This is a genomic window from Nocardia sp. NPDC049935 (assembly GCF_055586645.1).
In genome coordinates, this window is record NZ_JBVJHV010000001.1 from 1,127,209 (window position 1) to 1,144,833 (window position 17,625).

At 69.3% G+C, this 17,625-nt stretch carries 13 protein-coding genes; 6 read left to right on the forward strand and 7 right to left on the reverse strand.

Annotated elements, in window-relative coordinates; all coding sequences use genetic code 11:
- Positions 1-35 precede the first annotated feature (35 nt).
- The gene (locus ACZ6SF_RS05325; RefSeq protein WP_466061348.1) at positions 36-692 is read right to left on the reverse strand and encodes a response regulator; all 657 of its coding nucleotides are present in this window, start codon (positions 690-692) and stop codon (positions 36-38) included.
- 100 nt (positions 693-792) lie between these two features.
- Positions 793-3,351, reverse strand: coding sequence for an ATP-binding protein (locus tag ACZ6SF_RS05330; RefSeq protein ID WP_466060726.1), 2,559 nt, complete (start codon positions 3,349-3,351; stop codon positions 793-795).
- A 360-nt stretch (positions 3,352-3,711) separates the two neighbouring features.
- Between ACZ6SF_RS05330 and ACZ6SF_RS05335 the strand changes: the two genes are divergently transcribed.
- From ACZ6SF_RS05335 to ACZ6SF_RS05350, 4 genes are read left to right on the forward strand one after another with little or no spacing between them, the layout of a single operon-like run.
- On the forward strand, positions 3,712-3,798 hold the full coding sequence (locus ACZ6SF_RS05335) for a potassium-transporting ATPase subunit F (protein WP_466061349.1): 87 nt from the start codon (positions 3,712-3,714) through the stop codon (positions 3,796-3,798).
- Entirely contained in the window at positions 3,799-5,469 is a 1,671-nt protein-coding gene (gene kdpA / locus ACZ6SF_RS05340) for a potassium-transporting ATPase subunit KdpA (RefSeq protein WP_466060727.1), read from the forward strand.
- 1 nt (position 5,470) lies between these two features.
- Positions 5,471-7,645, forward strand: a complete 2,175-nt coding sequence (gene kdpB / locus ACZ6SF_RS05345) for a potassium-transporting ATPase subunit KdpB (protein WP_466060728.1) — start codon at positions 5,471-5,473, stop codon at positions 7,643-7,645.
- A 1-nt stretch (position 7,646) separates the two neighbouring features.
- On the forward strand, positions 7,647-8,519 hold the full coding sequence (locus tag ACZ6SF_RS05350; protein ID WP_466060729.1) for a potassium-transporting ATPase subunit C: 873 nt from the start codon (positions 7,647-7,649) through the stop codon (positions 8,517-8,519).
- A 113-nt stretch (positions 8,520-8,632) separates the two neighbouring features.
- Here ACZ6SF_RS05350 and ACZ6SF_RS05355 read toward each other — a convergent pair whose 3' ends face one another.
- Complete coding sequence (locus ACZ6SF_RS05355) at positions 8,633-9,562, reverse strand: hypothetical protein (RefSeq protein ID WP_466060730.1); 930 nt, start codon at positions 9,560-9,562, stop codon at positions 8,633-8,635.
- The gene (locus ACZ6SF_RS05360; RefSeq protein WP_466060731.1) at positions 9,563-9,949 is read right to left on the reverse strand and encodes a hypothetical protein; all 387 of its coding nucleotides are present in this window, start codon (positions 9,947-9,949) and stop codon (positions 9,563-9,565) included.
- 167 nt (positions 9,950-10,116) lie between these two features.
- Between ACZ6SF_RS05360 and ACZ6SF_RS05365 the strand changes: the two genes are divergently transcribed.
- Entirely contained in the window at positions 10,117-14,742 is a 4,626-nt protein-coding gene (locus ACZ6SF_RS05365) for a CHAT domain-containing tetratricopeptide repeat protein (protein WP_466060732.1), read from the forward strand.
- Between the two features lie 30 nt (positions 14,743-14,772).
- On the opposite strand, the gene ACZ6SF_RS05370 is transcribed toward ACZ6SF_RS05365, so the two are convergent.
- Both ACZ6SF_RS05370 and ACZ6SF_RS05375 read right to left on the reverse strand, forming a co-directional pair.
- The gene (locus ACZ6SF_RS05370) at positions 14,773-15,264 is read right to left on the reverse strand and encodes a DinB family protein (protein ID WP_466060733.1); all 492 of its coding nucleotides are present in this window, start codon (positions 15,262-15,264) and stop codon (positions 14,773-14,775) included.
- Between the two features lie 327 nt (positions 15,265-15,591).
- Positions 15,592-16,128, reverse strand: a complete 537-nt coding sequence (locus ACZ6SF_RS05375; protein WP_466060734.1) for a DoxX family protein — start codon at positions 16,126-16,128, stop codon at positions 15,592-15,594.
- A 207-nt stretch (positions 16,129-16,335) separates the two neighbouring features.
- Between ACZ6SF_RS05375 and ACZ6SF_RS05380 the strand changes: the two genes are divergently transcribed.
- The gene (locus ACZ6SF_RS05380; RefSeq protein ID WP_466060735.1) at positions 16,336-17,010 is read left to right on the forward strand and encodes a TetR/AcrR family transcriptional regulator; all 675 of its coding nucleotides are present in this window, start codon (positions 16,336-16,338) and stop codon (positions 17,008-17,010) included.
- 3 nt (positions 17,011-17,013) lie between these two features.
- On the opposite strand, the gene ACZ6SF_RS05385 is transcribed toward ACZ6SF_RS05380, so the two are convergent.
- The gene (locus tag ACZ6SF_RS05385) at positions 17,014-17,469 is read right to left on the reverse strand and encodes a hypothetical protein (protein WP_466060736.1); all 456 of its coding nucleotides are present in this window, start codon (positions 17,467-17,469) and stop codon (positions 17,014-17,016) included.
- Positions 17,470-17,625 lie beyond the last annotated feature (156 nt).

Sequence of the window (17,625 nt, forward strand, 5' to 3'; positions counted from 1 at the left end):
TCCGCCGGTCCGATGTGCGGCGGTAGGGCGAGCGATCACTGGAAGCGGTATCCCATTCCGGGTTCGGTGAGCAGGTGAACGGGCCGGGCCGGATCGTCCTCGAGTTTGCGACGCAGTTGGGCGAGATACACGCGAAGGTAGTGGGTTTCGGAGGTGTAGCCCGGTCCCCACACCTCGCGGAGTATTTCTCGCTGGCCGACCAGTTTCCCACGATTGCGCGCGAGTATTTCGAGCATGCTCCATTCCGTCGGCGTGAGATGAACCGTCTCCCCGTTCTTGGTGACCTTCTTGCTGTCCAGGTGGACCGTGAACGAATCGGTGACCACCTGTGGTGCGGGGTTGGCACCGGGGGAGCCGCGCCGCCGGACCGCACGCAGGCGTGCCACCAGTTCGTCCATGCCGAACGGTTTGGTGACATAGTCGTCTGCGCCGGCGTCGAGCGCGCGGACCTTGTCCGCGGAACCGGTGCGCGCCGATACGACGATCACCGGAACCTCGGTCCAGCCGCGCAGCCCGGCCAGTATGTCGAAACCATCGATATCGGGCAGGCCGATATCGAGTATCACCGCATCGGGTTGTTTATCCATCGCCCGCAGCGCGCCGGTGCCGGTTCCGGCGACGAGCACGTCGTAGCCGCGGCGGGTCAGATCGACCCGCAGCGTCCGCACGATCTGGGGGTCGTCGTCCACCACGAGTACTTTCGCCCTCGGCGCGACGTGTTCCCCACCGGAATCCGCGGCCCGGCCGGCCGGAGGTTTCGGGCCTCTGGTGCTGTGAGGCGTCGCGTCGAGGTCACCCACCTGCCATCTCCCGGGTCCGGACCGGCCGCTGCGACCCGTCCGACGGGAGCTCGACGATGACGGTCAACCCGCCGCCGGGGGTCGGTTCCGCGAAGACTCTTCCGCCCATGGCCTCCACGAATCCTTTCACGACCGACAGCCCGAGACCCACACCGCTGGTGTTGTCGCGGTCGCCGCGGCGCTGGAAGGGCTCGAACAGTTTCTCCTCGGCCCCGGGCGTGATCCCGGGGCCGTGATCGACGACCGCGATCGAGGTGCCCTGCTCGTGCCGCTCCGCCACGACACGCACCGGGGATTCCGGTGAACCGTGCCGGAGCGCGTTGTCGATCAGATTCGCCATCACCCGTTCGAGCAGGCCGCTGTCGGCCTGGACATGCATATCACCGACCTCTGTCTCGACGCGTTCCACACCACCGCGTCGCACGCCGCGCGCGCCCATACCGACACCGACCAGGGCTCGGTGCACTACCTCCTCGAGGTACACGCGTCGCAACTGCGGCGTCACCACGCCGACCGCGAGGCGCGAGGAATCGAGCAGATTGCCGACCAGAGCGGTGAGTTGATCGACCGACTCCTCGATGGCTTCGAGCAGTTCGGTGGTGTCGTCCGCCGAGAATTCCACCTCGTCGCTGCGCAGGCTCGAGACCGCGGCCTTCGCACCCGCAAGCGGTGTCCGCAGGTCATGGCTGACCGCCGAGAGCAGGGCGCGCCGGAGCCGGTCGGCTTCGACGAGCGCGGCCGCCGCGCTCGCCTCTTCCGCGAGTTCCGCTTGGTGCACCAGCCCGGCCGCCTGGTTGGCGACCGCGTTGAGGACGGGCCGGTCGATCGCGGCCAGGGAGTGGCCGGCGAGTAGCAGCCGGCTTGTCGCATCACCGGCGTCGACCGAGTTCTCGGCATCGCCGGTACGGACAGGCGGATCCGAACCCACCGACGCGACGACCTGTTCGCCCCGGACGAGGCTGACCGCGCGCAGACCGTAGGATTCACGGATCTGTTCGAGTAGCTTCGGCAGATCCGCACCGTGGAGCACGGCGCCGGCGAACAGGGTCAGCAGATCGGCCTGCCGGGTGGCCCGACGGGCTTGGCGCGATCTCTTCGCCGCGGCGTCGACCAGCGCCGCGACGGCGACTGCTACGAAGAGCATCACCACGACCGTGACGAAACTGTCCGGCTGCGCGATGGTGAGGCTGTAGCGCGGATCGGCGAAGAACCAATTCAGCAGCAGACCGGACAGCATGGCCGAAACCGCGGCGGGGACGACGCCTCCGAGTAGGGCCACGGTGACGACTCCGATGAAGAACACCGCGCTCAGACCGCCGAGCTGGAGAATGCCGTCCAGCAGCAGAGCGCTGATACCACACACCGCCGCGGGCACCAGGACCGCGGCGATCCACGCCCGGACCCTGTTCTGCGGCAGTGTGATCAGTGGCCGCCCGCCCCGGTGGGCCTCCTCGTGCGTCACCAGGTGCACATCGATCTTCCCGGACTGCTGTACGACGGCGGCGCCGATGCCCTCGTCGAGGATGCGCGCCCACCGGGAACGGCGGGAGGTGCCCAGAACCAGCTGTGTCGCGTTGACCTGCCGGGCGAATTCGAGCAACGTGGCGGGCAGATCAGTGCCGGTGATCGTATGCATCGACGCGTCGAGGCTGTCCGCGAGCTCGCGCAATCGCGCCGATCGCTGCTCCGAGATGCCGGCCAATCCGTCGCCGCGGACGACATGGACGAGAACCAGTTCGGCACTCGCCTTGATCGCGATCCGGCCGGCCCTGCGGACCACCGTTTCGGATTCCGGGCCGCCGGTCACCGCGACGACCACCCGCTCGCGCGCCTCCCACAGATCGGTGATCTCGTGATCGGCCCGGTATTTCGCGAGTGCCGCGTCGACCTGGTCGGCCAGCCACAGCAGCGCCAGTTCCCGTAGCGCGGTGAGGTTCCCGGGCCGGAAGTAGTGCCGCAGTGCGGCGTCCACCTTGTCGGCGGAGTAGATAGAGCCGTGGGAAAGCCTGCGACGCAATGCTTCCGGAGTGATATCGATCAGCTCGACCTGCTGGGCGCCGCGTACCACCGAGTCCGGGACGGTTTCGCGCTGCCGGATGCCGGTGATCTGTTCGACGACGTCGTTGAGGCTCTCGAGGTGCTGGATGTTGACCGTGGAGATCACCTCGATCCCCGCCGTCAACAGTTCCTCGACGTCCTGCCAGCGTTTGTCGTTTCCGCTGCCTGGGGTGTTCGTATGGGCCAGTTCGTCGACCAGGACGACGGCGGGCGCCCGCGCGAGCACCGCCGCGATATCGATCTCCGGGAACCGGGTGCCGCGATATTCGACGGTCTTCACCGGTACCTGCTCGATTCCCTCGAGTAGTGCGTCGGTCGCGGCCCGCCCGTGTGTTTCCACGATCGCGGCCACGACGTCCCGCCCGCGGCCGAGACGACGGTGCGCCTCCCCGAGCATGGCGAAGGTCTTCCCGACGCCGGGCGCGGCGCCGAGGTAGATGCGCAGCTGCCCGCGATTGCCGTCGGCACCGGGGTCGAGTGTCACTACCGCCATCGGGCGCCTCCCGCGTCGAGGTGAGCCGCATCCCGGCTCGGTTGTACGGACGGTAGCGCCGGTACACCGGGGCCGAACTCGGTCTTTACGGTGTGTTGATGCGTCGGGCTCCCGCGTTCACGGCATCCTTGCACCCGGCGACAGGGCCGCTCCGTCAGCAAAGCGTCGATTACCGGCGGTGATCCGCTAGGGACCCGTAAAGAACCTTGGAACGCGCCCCGTCAACAGCTTGACTCACCCGGTGTCTTTCTGAATGAGGCACGAGATGGAGGTCGTTCGGATGGCTGTTGTGGTGTTCACAGTGCTCACGGTCGCGGTGTTCGCGCTGCTGGGCCTGATCCAGAGGGGAGTGGAGAAGCTTTGATCGCCAATTCGATCGGCCTGCTGCTCGCCGTCTCCGTCGCGATCTACATGGTCGCGGCACTGCTTTTTCCCGAGAGGTTCTAGGTGAATACGACAACGGCGGGCATCGTCTTCATCGCCTCGCTGGTGCTCGCCCTCGCGCTCGTCCATGTGCCGCTGGGTGACTACATGTATCGCGTCTACACCCGCCGTGAGCATTCGCGCGCCGAGCGGTTGATCTATCGCGGGATCGGCGCCCGGCCCGAGGTCGAACAATCCTGGTCGACGTACGCGCGCAGTGTGCTCGCCTTCTCCGCGGTGAGCATCCTGTTCCTGTTCTTCCTGCAACTGGTGCAGGGCAGGCTGCCGCTGCACCTCGACGATCCCGCCACGGAGATGACCCCGGCGCTCGCCTGGAACACGGCCGTCAGTTTCGTCACGAATACGAACTGGCAGAACTATTCCGGTGAATCGACCCAGGGGCATCTGGTGCAGATGGCCGGCCTCGCCGTGCAGAACTTCGTCTCGGCGGCCGTCGGTATGGCCGTGGCGATGGCGCTGGTGCGCGGGTTCGCCCGCACCCGCACCGGCGACCTGGGTAATTTCTGGGTCGATCTGGTGCGCGGCACCCTGCGGATTCTGCTTCCGATCGCGTTCGTTTTCGCGATCGTGCTCGTGGCCGGAGGTGTCGTCCAGAATTTCCACCTGCACGATCAGATCGCGCAGACGGTGGCCGGCGGTGAGCAGACCGTCACCGGCGGTCCGGTGGCGAGCCAGGAGGTCATCAAGGAACTCGGGACCAACGGCGGTGGTTTCTACAACGCGAATTCCGCGCATCCGTTCGAGAATCCGACGGTCTGGACCAACTGGGTGGAGATCTTCCTGCTCCTGGTGATCGCGTTCTCGCTGCCGCGGACCTTCGGCCGGATCGTCGGCGACAAGAAACAGGGCTTCGCCATCGCTGCTGTGATGGGCATCATCGCGGTGGTCAGCGTGAGCCTGACGAATTTCTTCCAGCTGCGGGCCCACGGCACCGTCCCGACCGCTGTCGGCGCGGCGATGGAGGGCGTGGAACAACGTTTCGGCGTGGCCGATTCGGCGACCTTCGCCGCCTCGACGACCCTCACCTCCACCGGCGCGGTCGATTCCTTCCACGATTCCTACACCAGCCTCGGCGGGATGATGACCATGTTCAACATGCAGTTGGGCGAGGTCGCTCCCGGTGGCGTCGGGTCCGGCCTCTACGGCATGCTGATCCTGGCGGTGATCACGGTGTTCGTGGCCGGATTGATGGTCGGGCGGACTCCCGAGTATCTGGGTAAGAAGATCACACCCCGCGAGATCAAGCTGGCCGCTTCGTACTTCCTGGTCAGTCCGCTGATCGTGCTGACCGGCACCGCTGTCGCCATGGCGTTGCCGGGGCAACGCGACGGGATGCTGAACTCCGGCCCGCACGGGTTGTCCGAGGTGCTGTACGCGTTCACGTCGGCGGCCAACAACAACGGGTCCGCGTTCGCCGGTCTCACCGGCAATACCGAGTGGTACAACACCGCGCTCGGGCTGGCCATGGTGTTCGGCCGGTTCCTGCCCATCGTCTTCGTCCTCGCGCTGGCCGGTTCACTGGCACGGCAGGGGACCACTCCCGCGTCGATCGGCACGCTGCCGACGCACCGGCCGCAGTTCGTCGGCATGGTCGTCGGTGTCACCGTGATCCTGGTCGCGCTCACCTTCCTGCCCGCGCTGGCGCTCGGGCCGCTCGCTGAGGGAATCCACTGATATGACAGGCCGCATCGATACCCCGTCTCAGGGCGATACCGCCGTGGAATCGGGGCCGGATCGTCTGGGCCCACCCGCTCGCGGGAGTGTGCCCAACGGTGCGCTCGACCCGAAGATGCTGGTGTCCTCCCTGCCGGAGGCGTTCCGCAAACTCGACCCGCGCACCATGTGGCGCAACCCGGTGATGTTCGTCGTCGAGATCGGCGCCGTATGGTCGACCGTGCTCGCGGTCACCGATCCGAGCCTGTTCGGCTGGGCGATCGTGGTCTGGCTGTGGCTCACCGTCGTCTTCGCCAACCTGGCCGAGGCCGTGGCGGAAGGCCGGGGTAAGGCGCAGGCCGATACGCTGCGCAAGGCCAAAACCGATACCGTCGCGCGGCGGCTGGTGGAGTGGACGCCGGGTGGCCCCGTGCGGGAGGAGGCGGTCGCCGCTCCGGAACTGCGGCGCGGCGATATCGTCGTGGTGGAGGCCGGGCAGGTGGTCCCCGGTGACGGTGATGTCGTCGAGGGCATCGCCTCCGTGGACGAATCCGCCATCACCGGCGAATCGGCGCCGGTGATCCGGGAATCCGGTGGCGACCGCAGTGCCGTCACCGGGGGAACCACGGTGCTGTCCGATCGGATCGTGGTCCGGATCACCCAGGAGCCCGGGGCCAGTTTCATCGATAAGATGATCGCGCTGGTCGAGGGCGCGAGCCGGCAGAAGACACCGAACGAGATCGCGCTGAACATCCTGCTGGCCTCGCTCACGATCATCTTCGTGTTCGCGGTGGCGACCCTGCAACCCCTGGCGATCTTCGCGAAATCGGAGAATCCGGGGGTGCCGGATACGGTCGCGCTGGACGCGCACGGGGTCACCGGTATCGTCATGGTCTCGCTGCTGGTCTGCCTGATCCCCACCACCATCGGCGCGCTGCTGTCCGCCATCGGGATCGCGGGGATGGACCGATTGGTCCAGCGCAACGTCCTGGCCATGTCGGGGCGTGCGGTGGAAGCTGCCGGTGATGTCAACACCCTGCTCCTGGACAAGACCGGCACCATCACCCTGGGCAATCGGCAGGCCTCGGAATTCGTTCCGGCGCCCGGTGTTCCGGACGACGAACTCGCCGACGCCGCGCAGCTGTCGAGCCTCGCGGACGAGACGCCCGAAGGCCGGTCGATCGTGGTGTACGCGAAGCAGGCCTTCAACAAGCGGGAACGCACACCCGGCGAACTGACCGGCGCGACCTGGATCGAATTCACCGCGCAGACGCGGATGTCGGGAGTCGACCTCGCCGACGGACACCGGCTCCGCAAGGGGGCGGCCAGCGCCGTGGTCGAATGGGTGCGGGAGAACGGCGGTTCGGTCCCGCAAGAGATCGGCACCACGGTCGACGGCATCTCCGCGGCCGGCGGTACCCCGCTGGTCGTGGGAGAGATCGCCGGCGGTACGGCTCGACTGCTGGGGGTTGTTCATCTCAAGGACGTGGTCAAACAGGGGATGCGCGAACGTTTCGACGAAATGCGCCGGATGGGCATTCGCACCATCATGATCACCGGCGACAATCCGCTGACCGCGAAGGCCATCGCGGAGGAAGCCGGTGTCGACGATTTCCTCGCCGAAGCGACTCCCGAGCACAAGCTCGAGCTGATCAAGCGGGAGCAGGACGGCGGCCGGCTGGTCGCGATGACCGGGGACGGCACCAACGACGCGCCCGCGCTCGCGCAGGCCGATGTCGGCGTCGCGATGAACACCGGCACCTCCGCGGCCAAGGAAGCCGGCAATATGGTCGACCTCGACTCCGATCCGACCAAGCTGATCGAAATCGTCGAGATCGGCAAACAACTGCTCATCACCCGGGGCGCGCTCACCACGTTCTCGATCGCCAACGATATCGCCAAATACTTCGCGATCATCCCGGCGCTGTTCATCGCGCTGTTCCCGGGTCTGGACGCGCTCAACATCATGCGCCTGGCCAGTCCGCAATCGGCGATTCTGTCCGCGGTGATCTTCAACGCGCTGGTCATCGTCGCCCTCATCCCGCTCTCGCTGCGCGGGGTCCGCTATACCCCCACCAACGCGTCGAAGCTGTTGAGCCGCAATCTGCTGATCTACGGGTTCGGTGGGCTCGTCACTCCGTTCATCGGGATCAAACTCATCGATCTCGCCGTCCACCTTCTCCCGGGGATGTCCTGATATGCGTACATCGACTTGGATCCGGCAGCATCTGGCCGCCGTGCGTACCCTGCTCATTCTCACTCTCATCACCGGAATCGCCTATCCACTGGTCGTTTTCGCGGTCGCGCAGCTGCCCGGACTGCGAGACCGGTCCGAGGGTTCGCTGATCGAGGTGGGCGATACCGTCGTCGGCTCCGAACTGCTGGGCCAGTCGTTCGCCGATGCGGACGGCAACGCGCTGCCGCAGTACTTCCAGAGCCGGCCCTCGGCGGCCGGCGACGGATACGACCCGCTGTCCACCTCCGCGTCCAACCTCGGGCCGGAGAGCATCGTCGACGCCGCCCCCGACGACCCCGGCCTGCTGACCACGGTGTGCACCCGCAGCAAGGAGATCGGCGACCGGGAGGGGGTCGACGGGCGCCGGCCGTTCTGCACGGACGGCGGTGTGGGAGCGGTGCTGTCGGTGATCGGCCCACGCGATGCCCGGGGCGAGGTGACGTCCCCGGTACGGGTCGTGAGCGTGAACGAGTTCTGCCCGGCCCGGCCGTTCCTGACCACCTACCGCGGCGTCGCGGTGGAATGCGCCGAACCGGGAACGGACTACTCCCAGGGGCGGATCGTGCCGGTGCCCGGTGCGGTCCCGGCCGAACCGGGGGTCCCCGCCGACGCGGTCACCGCCAGTGGCAGCGGTCTGGATCCGCATATCTCGCCCGAGTACGCGGCGATCCAGATCCCGCGTATCGCGCGGGTGCGCGGTATCGGTGAGGACCGGGTCCGGGAACTCGTGGCCGCGCACACCGCACCGCGCGCACTGGGTTTCCTGGGGGAGCCGCGGGTGCTGGTTCTGGAACTGAACCTCGATCTGGACGAGCGGTACCCCGCTCCGCAATAGTCCGGGGCCCGGCGAAACCGGGCTCCGGCAGGGCTGTCGGCCCGCCGGCGGCATCGTGGGTCGGCACGGTACCGGTCACCGGATGCGGTGGCCGGTACCGCCGACGCGGATGGTCAGGGCTCCGAGATGGGCCGGCTGCGGAGCCGGTGGGTGAGGTCGTGGCCGAGGTCCGGGGTCAGCGGGCCGGAGTGGTCCAGGCCGAGCTGCGCGGCGAGGGCCGCGGCGTGCAGACGGGTGGTGGTCTCGAGGAGTGTGGCGTAGGTGTCGGCGGTGGTGCGGATCCGGTGGCGTGCCGTGGCGGCGATGACGACGGCCAGGGGCGCGGCGGGCCACCACAGGACGGCGACCGGCAGATACAGCACGGCCCAGGCCGCGAGGACCGTCGCCCGTGACAGGGCCGAGCGTGTCGCCGTCAGTTCCTCGCGGGTGGTGTCGGGCAGGGTGAGCCACACGGCGGGCCAGACGGTGGCGAGGTCGAGGTGATGATCGTTGTCCAGGCGGAGGGCGGCCGCATGCATACGGTCGCCGCTCCAGGTGGGACGTTCGGGACGTTCCACCGCGATCCGGTCCCGAACGCGGACGGCGCGCCGGCGCCGCGCCGGGTCGGGCCGGTCGGCGGGGTCGGGCGCCAGCGCTCTCCGGTACTCGGCCCGGTAGACCGCGTCGGCGGCGTCCCACCGGCGCCGGCGGGCCCGGGTACGCCAACGGGCCGGTTGCCGCAGCGCACGCGGCCAGCTCTGCCAGCCGGCGGCCAGGCAGAGGTATTCGATCCCGGCGCCGAGGAATTGGGCGGACAGGCCGACCACGGCGGCGCCGGCGAGTACGGCGACCGCCAGGAGAACCTGTCCGCCCAGGGCGGTGACGGCCGGATGTCCGGCATAGGCGGTGATCCGGTCGCCGAGGTAGCGGAGATCGAAGGCGCGGGCGTGACCGAGGGTATGCGCGGAGGCGAGAACGGCGAGGTAGAGGGCGCCGGGCAACGCCAGCAGCGAAAACCACTGTTCGGCCAGCTTCTTGGCGACCTCGCTCCAGAAGCCGCTCATTCAGGCCAGCCGTTCGCGGTGTAGCGGCAGACCGCTGACGGCGCAGCGCGGCGGGTCGGCGGCGTGGACGTCGTCGCGGCCGGTGCAGATCCGCAGGGGACAGCGGTAGACGATCTCGAAGCTGTGCACGCCGAGGGCCTCGAGGCTCCGGGTGTGGCCGAAGAGTCCCGGTGCGTCACCGGCGACCCGGAGCGCGGTGTGGACCGCGTCGAGCGCCGGCCCGATGTCCTCGGACCCGCCCGCGTGCAGGGCCGTCAGGAGGCGCTGCAGCGGTGTGGCGGCATCGGTGCCCGGGTCGTCCAGCGTGCCGCGTATCTCGGCGAGGTGGTCGCAGAGATACGCCAACGCCGCGGTGGTGCGGGCGGTATCGGGTGGCTGCGATGGCACTGGTGGAACCCCCGGGGATCGGCGACTGCGGTGGGCACAGCTGCCCGAAGTTCCCGGTCCGGGACTTGGCGGCGCGCTCGCAGGATCTTATCCTCGATGGCCGGTACGCGAAACGGTCACGGTACCAACGACAGTGGCCGTCGCGAGAATTCGAGGCAACGCACGCAATGCGGACCGCAGTGCTGGACGGACCCGGCTCCGAGGACGAGCGCCGGGCGATGCTGCGTGCCGTGGTGTCCCGCCGGGTGGCGCGCGCCGAGGAGGAGGCGGCGCTCGGGCCGGTGCTGGAACCCGAGGCCGCCGCCGAGGCCGGCCTGCTGGCCGCGGATCTCCGGCCCGACGACGGTGACCTGGATTCCAGGTTGCTGCTGGCGAGATTCCACGGGTACCGCTATCTCGCCTTGCGGCCGGGAGGTGGTGAGCGGGAGTGGCCGGCGGCGATCGAGTTGCTCGCCTCGATCCTCGACTACGCGTTCGGTCCCGCCGGGCCTCCCGGGCACGCGCAAATCGTCGCCGATCAGGTGTTCGCGGTGGCCGGCGACATCACGGTTCTCTACGACCTGCCGGGGTTCGGTGCCGACACCCTGACCGCCGCCGTCGGACTCTGGCGGCGGATACTCGCGGGCACACCGCTCGACCACCCCGGTAGCGCGGCCAGGCTGGGCAGCTTCGGGGTTCTCCTCGCGGCCCGATACGAGTGCACGGGGGTGCGCGCGGATCTGGACGGGGCGGTGGACGCGTGCCGCCGGGCCGTCGCCGCCACGGCGGCCGGCGACCCGGACCGGACGCAATGGTCCAAGATGCCGCCGGCCGATTACACCGGCCGGGCGATCTGGCTCAACGCACTGGGGGATTTCCTGCGCATCCGGTCCGCACGAACCGACACTCCCGCGGACCTCGACGAGGCCGTGGACGTGTGCCGCCGGGCCGTACAGGCCACCGCGCGTGACGATCCCGGCCGGGGTGCCTGTCTGATCACTTTCGGCGCGACCCTGCAGGCCCGGTTCACCCTCACGGACATACCGCTGGACCTGTACGAGGCGATCGAGGTGGGGCGCCGAGCCGTGCAGGTCACCCGGGACGGAGATCCCGAACTGGCCGCGGGCCTGAACAATCTCGGGAACGCGCTCCGGATCCGCTTCGAATGGAAGGGTGCGCCGGCGGACCTCGACGAGGCGGTGGATCTCTGCCGCCGCGCCGTCGATATCGCGCCGGCCGGCCACCGCCACCACCTGATGTGCCTGACCAATCTCGGCAGGACGCTGCGCGCCCGGTTCGAGCGCACCGGGGCCGTCGCGGACCTCGACGAAGCGGTGGAGGCAGACCGCCGAGTGCTCCACGCCCACCCCGCCGACCACCCGGACCGGGCGATGCTTCTGCACAACCTCGCCCTCGCCCTCCACCGACGGTTCGAGCGCACCGGTGCGCCCGCCGTTCTCGACGACGCGGTGGCGATGGGCCGCGCGGCGGTCCATGCGGATTCGGATGGCTCACCCGAACTGGCGATGTACCTGGATACCCTCGCCAGTTGCCTCCGGTCGAGGTTCGGCCGCACCGGTGCTCGCGCCGACCTCGACGAGGCAGTGGCGAGTGACCGTCGAGCGTTACTGGTCGCTCCGGCCGGTGCGACCGTCGCAGCGACGATCATGACCAATCTCGGAATCACGCTCCAGCACCTGTTCCGGCAGACGGGCACCATGACCTACCTGGACGAAGCCGTGGAGATCGGCCGCGAGGCGGTGCGGGCCACCCCGGCCGGCGACCCGGGACTGGCCCTGCGGCTCAACAATCTCGGAAGTGCGTTGGTTCTCCGGTTCGACCGGGCCGGTCGGCCGGCGGATCTCGACGAGGCGATCGAACTCGGGCGCCGCGCCCTCGAGACCTCTGGAGACAGCAACTCCGAACATCCGGTATTTCTGAGCGGTCTGGGGCTGGCGCTGCGGACCCGGTTCAAATGGGCGGGTGCGCCGGCGGACGTATACGAGGCGGTCGAGGTCGGCCGCCGTGCGCTGGAGGCCACCCCGGCCCACCATCCGGATCGCGTGGGACGCCTGACCACACTCGCGACCGCCCTGCAGAACCAGGCCCGGCAGGCGGGAGTGAAGGCGGAACTGGACGAAGCGGTGGCGATCGCCCGGGAGGCCGTGGCGGCCACCCGGGAAGATCACCCCGAGCGCGCATTGTGCCTGAACAATCTCGGGGGTGCCCTGCTACTCCGGTTCGACCGGACGGGTGCACTTCCGGATCTGGACGAGGCGGTGGCGGTATGCCGGGCGGCGGTCCAGGCCACCCCCGGGGAGAATCCGAACCGGTTCCTCCGGCTGAACAATCTCGCGAACGCATTGCTGAGCCGATTCGAATGGGTGGGTGCGCAGGCGGACGTGGACGAGGCGATCGCCCTGCGCCGCGAGGTGCTGCGGGCCGTCGCCGATGACGACCCCAGGCTGGCGTTGTGCCTGAACAACCTCGGAAGCGCCCTGTGGCGCCGGTTCGCGAGGACGGGTGCGCCGGCGGATGTGGACGAGGCGGTCGCCGTCGGGCGACGGGCCGTCGGGGTGACGCCGTCCGGTCACAGTGCGATGGCCGATCGCCTGGCCAACCTCGGCACCATGCTGCAGAGCCGATTCGAGCGGACGGGCGCGGTCGCGGATCTGGACGAGGCCGTCACCGTCTGCCGGGAGGCGCTGCGGATCACGCCGCCCGCCGCGCCCGATCGATCCGCGAAACTGGCCGCGCTCGGGCTCGTGCTCATGACCCGGTTCCAGCGGACGAGCGCCGGCGCGGACGCGGACGAAGCCGTCGCGGTATGCCGCCAGGCGGTGCAGTCCCGGCCACCCGATCACCCCGGGCGCGCGCGGGTGCTGATCCAGCTCGGGAACGCCCTCCTGATCCGGTCCGGCCACGACCACACGGTACGGAATATGCGGGAGGCGGTGACCCCCCTACTGGACCTGGACGAGGCAGCGACGGTCTTCGGCGAAGCCGCGCGGTCGCCGGTGGCGCAGCCGTCGATCCGTATCCAGGCGGCTCGGACAGCCGCCGATCTGCTCTGGTCGGGCAGACAGGTCCGGGCGATGATGCTGGTCTTCAGCGCAGTCGGCCTGTCGCGGAGTCCGACCGGTTTCCGCGACCGCCGCCGTCGGGCGGCGGAGCTGCTGGACACGGCGGTCCGGCTGCTGCCCGAGGTGGCGCCACGCCGGTTGCAGCGACCGGATCAGCAGCACGCCCTGGGCGAGTACGCCGAACTGGCCGCCGACGCGGCCGCGCTGGCACTTCGGGACCCGTCGGCACCCACGGCCGAGCGTGGTGCGCCGGCGGTACGGCTGCTGGAGGCCGGCCGCGCGATACTGCTCGGGCAGGCACTGCAGGTCCGTGGCGATACGACCGACCTGGCAGATCGGCACCCGGACCTGGCCGCCGAATTCGTCCGGCTCCGTGAACTCCTCGACCACACCCCGGTGGCCGCCACCGGTATCGAACCGGAGTCCACGACCGACAACCGGCATCGCCTCGCGCGGGATTTCGACGAGTTGCTGACCCGGATCCGCACCCGGCCGGGGTTCACGGCCTTCGCGCTCCCACCGGACATCGACCGGCTGCTCGAACAGGCCGCCGAAGGCCCGGTGGTGCTGTTCAATATCAGCCGGCACGGTAGCGACGCTCTCCTGATGACCGTTTCCGGAATCCGAGTGCTGCCGATGCCGGGGCTGAACCGAGACGCCGTGGCCGAGCGGGTCGTTGCCTTCCGTCAGGCGCTGGCCGAGGCCGGCGGGGGCGCGACCGCGGCGCAGCGGCAGGCCGCGCAACGACGTCTGAGCGGGACCCTGGAATGGTTGTGGGACAACGCCACCGGCCCCGTTCTGGATGCCCTCGGTCACCGGCATCCGATGGCACCGTCCACGCCCGGCCCGCGGGTCTGGTGGATACCGGGCGGGTTGCTGGGGCAATTGCCGATCCATGCCGCCGGTCACCACCTCGACCCGCGCAAGAGAGGCGCGGTCCGGACCGTCATGGACCGCGTCGTCTCCTCCTACGTTCCGACCGTTGCCGCCCTGCGGCACGCCCGGCGGCGTGCGACCGGCGCCGATCGCGATATCGTGCGGCCGGCGCTGGTCGTGGCGATGCCGACCACGCCCGGAGTCCCCGGCCGCCTGCACGCCGTGCCCGCCGAGACCGCCGTGCTCGCCGCCCGCCTGCCTGCCGTGATCACACTGACCGAGCCGGAATCCGGCGCTGCCTCCGTACCGTCGACCGGCGGGCCGGTTCACCCGGACGGGGCAACCGGATCGGCCGGCGGGAACACTGTCGAATCGCCCACCAGGGACAGGGTTCTGCACCTCCTGCGTGAATGCTCGATCGCGCACTTCGCCTGCCATGGGATCAGCGATCCGGCCGATCCCTCGCGGAGCCGGTTGCTCCTGCACGACCACGCCACGGCCCCGTTCACCGTCGCCGCCCTGGCCCCGCTCGACCTCGGCCACGCGCGCCTGGCCTACCTCTCCGCGTGTGAAACCGCCGCCACCGGCGCCGAACTCATCGATGAGGCGATCCACCTCACCTCGGCCTTTCAACTCGCCGGGTTTCCGCAGGTCATCGGGACCCTCTGGACCGTCGACGACGAGACGGCCACCCAGATCGCCGACAGCTTCTATGCCGCGCTCACCGAGTCCGGCCGCGCGGCGCCCGATACCGACCGTGCCGCCCACGCCCTGCACGATGCCGTTCGCGCGGTGCGCGATACATTCCGCGCCACGCCGTCGCTGTGGGCCGCGCACCTGCACGCCGGGGCCTGATCGTGCCTGCCGGACCGGAGCCGGCCGTTCCTACCGGGATCCGGGATCGTCCAGCTGCTCGCGCAGGATATCGCCGTGGCCCGCGTGCCTGGCGAACTCCTGGATCATGGCGAGCAGGGTCCACCGCATGCTGACGGTGCCCTCGCGCGGGTTGTGCTTGGTGTCGTCGAGTGCGAAGCGGGACGCGATCGCACGGGACTGTTCGCCCGCGCGTTCGAACTCGGCGATCACATCGGCCAGCGTTTCGTCGTCGGCGACGGCGAAGGTGCCTTCGTCGCGGCGGGAATAGCCGTCGCATTCGGATTCGGTGCGTCCGGCCCAGAAACGCTGGAACCAGATTCGCTCGGCGGCGGCGGCATGCTTGACGAGGGAGATCGGCGTGGTCAGGGAGGTCACGAGCCGGCGGCGGGCCGCGGTCTCGGACAGGCCGCGGACGGTCGCGACGAGTGCGGCGCGGTTGTCGTCGAGCATGCTCTCGAGGAGGACGCGCTCGGTGCCGGTGGTTATTCCGTGGGTGCCCATGACATATGGCTCCTGTCTTCGGGGTCGGTTCGGGCCCGTCCGGTGTGTGCCGGACGGGTTCGATGAGGGGTGAGAGGGGCCGTCGGTCCACGGGACGGCAGTGAGACTTCCGGTGGGAGAGGAACCGAGAAGGTGTGTCGAGTCGCCGGCCCGGAGACGGGCGGGGAGCGATAGGGGACCGGTTGCGCCGAGACCGTGGTCCGGGCCGATCGAAGAGCGCTACGGCTCGAAGGAAGCATAACGCACAGACGGCGATTCGGCCGTGCCGAATCGCCGTCTACCCGGTGCGCCGGACTCCGGCGCCGATCGGGCCGGAGGTGGGCCGGACTAGAGAACTGCCTTGAAAACCAGCGTCACCACCGCGGCCGCGACCGCGAGAGCCACCGAGATCGCGCCCCAGACGGGGCCGGTGCGGGCCCAGGGGCGGCCGGAATCCACGGACAGCCGGCCGGGGCCGGTGAAGGCGACCGCCAGGGCGACGACCGCGAAGAGCAGGCCCAGCTCGTAACCGCCGAGCAGCCCTTTGTGGAAGCCGGTATCGACGATGACGAGGGCGGTGCCCAGGACGATGGCCGCGGCCAGCGGGGTGAACGCGCCGAGGGTCAGCAGCAGTCCGCCCGCGAGTTCACTGAGACCGGCCATGGTGCCGAACACGCTGCCGGGATGGAAGCCCATCTTCTCGAAACCGGCGTTGTTGGCGGTCAGGCCGTCCCCGCCGAACCAGCCGAACAGCTTCTGGGCGCCGTGCGCGGCGAACAGGAGTCCGAACGCCGCCCGCAGGATCAGCAGACCGATATCGGCGGATGCGGTTCGATCCGGAGTTGTGGTGTCGCCGGCGCGGTCGAGCGTCGAAGTGGCAGTCATGGGAACCCCTCATCATCGGTATTTCATCGGCCACGGCAGCGAACGACCCGTGATCAACTCCGTGGAAAGGTAATCCTAACCTTGGTTCGGTGGGTTTCGGGGTGCCAGCGGGTGCGCGCGCTCGAATGATGATGTGGCCGACGCTGTTTCCGGCATGATTCACCGTGATGGGGCCGCTGCCGGGCAAGGCCGGGCTACCATAGCCCGGTGAACGGTCTCGGTGAATCGGCCACGGCGGCGAAAATAATCGGCGCCGTGGTGGAGATCGTCGAGTCCGACGGCTACGACGCGGTGCAGCTGCGTACGGTCGCCAAACGCGCCCGGGTCTCGCTGACCACGATCTACCAGCACTACAGCAACCGCGACGCGTTGATCCTGGCGGCCGTCGAGAGGTGGATGGCCGACAACTCCTATACCGAGCTGGCCTCGCCGCCGCCGGACGAACCACTGGATCGCGGTCTGATGCGCCTGATCGAGGGCGTATTCCAGCCGTGGGAGCGCAGTCCGCGGATGGCCGAGGCCTTTTACTACGCCCGCGTCACCCCGGGTGGGCACAGGCTGGACAGTCAGGGCTTCGATGCGGTGGTCCCGGCGGCCGCCGAGCTTCTCGACGGGCTGGACCCGGACTATGTCGCCGATATCGCGCTGGTCATGATCAACCTCTGCTATGCGATGGTCGGCCGGCTGGTCGACGGTTCCGCCGACGTCCCCACCATCCTGTCGTCGATCGCGCGGGTACTGCACCGGCTCACCAGCGATAATTCCCGGCTGGCGGTGCGCAGGCCGTCCGGCGAGGGCACGGGCGGGCTGGATTCCGCGCTGCTGTCGCCGTATACGCCGCGCCCCGGCCGGCAACCGGCGGGCGCGGCACCCTCGGAATAGGGATTATCTCCGGCGGTTCGCCGGCCAGAAGGTCTCTTCGTTTTCGGTGGGCCCGCACTCGGCTCCCGCGGCCTCCAGGGCGCGGCGCTTGAATGCCAGGCCGGCGAGGCTGACGCGATGGCGGGTGAGCGCGGCGTCGGCATCCGGTTCGGCGGGGGTGCCGCCCCACAGGTAGGTGTGCTCGGTCCCGCGATCGAGCCGACTGCGCACCGCATCCCGGACCCGGAGATCGGCGGAGTACATCTCGGCGCATACCGCGAGTTCGTCGATATCGGCCGCCCAGTCGGCGCGGCTCAGGGTTTCGTCGAGATCCAGCACTGTCGCGCCGACGATCTCGAGGGCTCGTGTCCCCTCGTGTCCCGCGGTGAGCGCGATGGTCTCCCAGCCCGCGGTGGTCCGGTCGAAGAGCCAGCCGCCCAGCCGGAGCACGGCCGCGGCCGCGGAGGGTGTGACGATCACGATTCGGCTACGCAGCGGGCGCGGCCTGGGTGACCGTTTCCGGGTAGTGGGGGCGGCGGTAGCGGGGCCGTCGGATACAGCGAGTCGAACTGTCATAAGTGCCATTCCGTCCTGATCGAACTGCTCTGCTGTATGACACGGCCGGTTCGCGTGGGC

Bases quoted from the DNA above. Each gene is read 5' to 3' on its own strand.
- ACZ6SF_RS05370 (WP_466060733.1), bottom strand. From the start codon at position 15,264: ATGGGCACCCACGGAATAACCACCGGCACCGAGCGCGTCCTCCTCGAG.
- ACZ6SF_RS05365 (WP_466060732.1), top strand. From the start codon at position 10,117: ATGCGGACCGCAGTGCTGGACGGACCCGGCTCCGAGGACGAGCGCCGG.
- ACZ6SF_RS05375 (WP_466060734.1), bottom strand. From the start codon at position 16,128: ATGACTGCCACTTCGACGCTCGACCGCGCCGGCGACACCACAACTCCG.
- ACZ6SF_RS05330 (WP_466060726.1), bottom strand. From the start codon at position 3,351: ATGGCGGTAGTGACACTCGACCCCGGTGCCGACGGCAATCGCGGGCAG.
- ACZ6SF_RS05350 (WP_466060729.1), top strand. From the start codon at position 7,647: ATGCGTACATCGACTTGGATCCGGCAGCATCTGGCCGCCGTGCGTACC.
- kdpB (WP_466060728.1), top strand. From the start codon at position 5,471: ATGACAGGCCGCATCGATACCCCGTCTCAGGGCGATACCGCCGTGGAA.
- ACZ6SF_RS05355 (WP_466060730.1), bottom strand. From the start codon at position 9,562: ATGAGCGGCTTCTGGAGCGAGGTCGCCAAGAAGCTGGCCGAACAGTGG.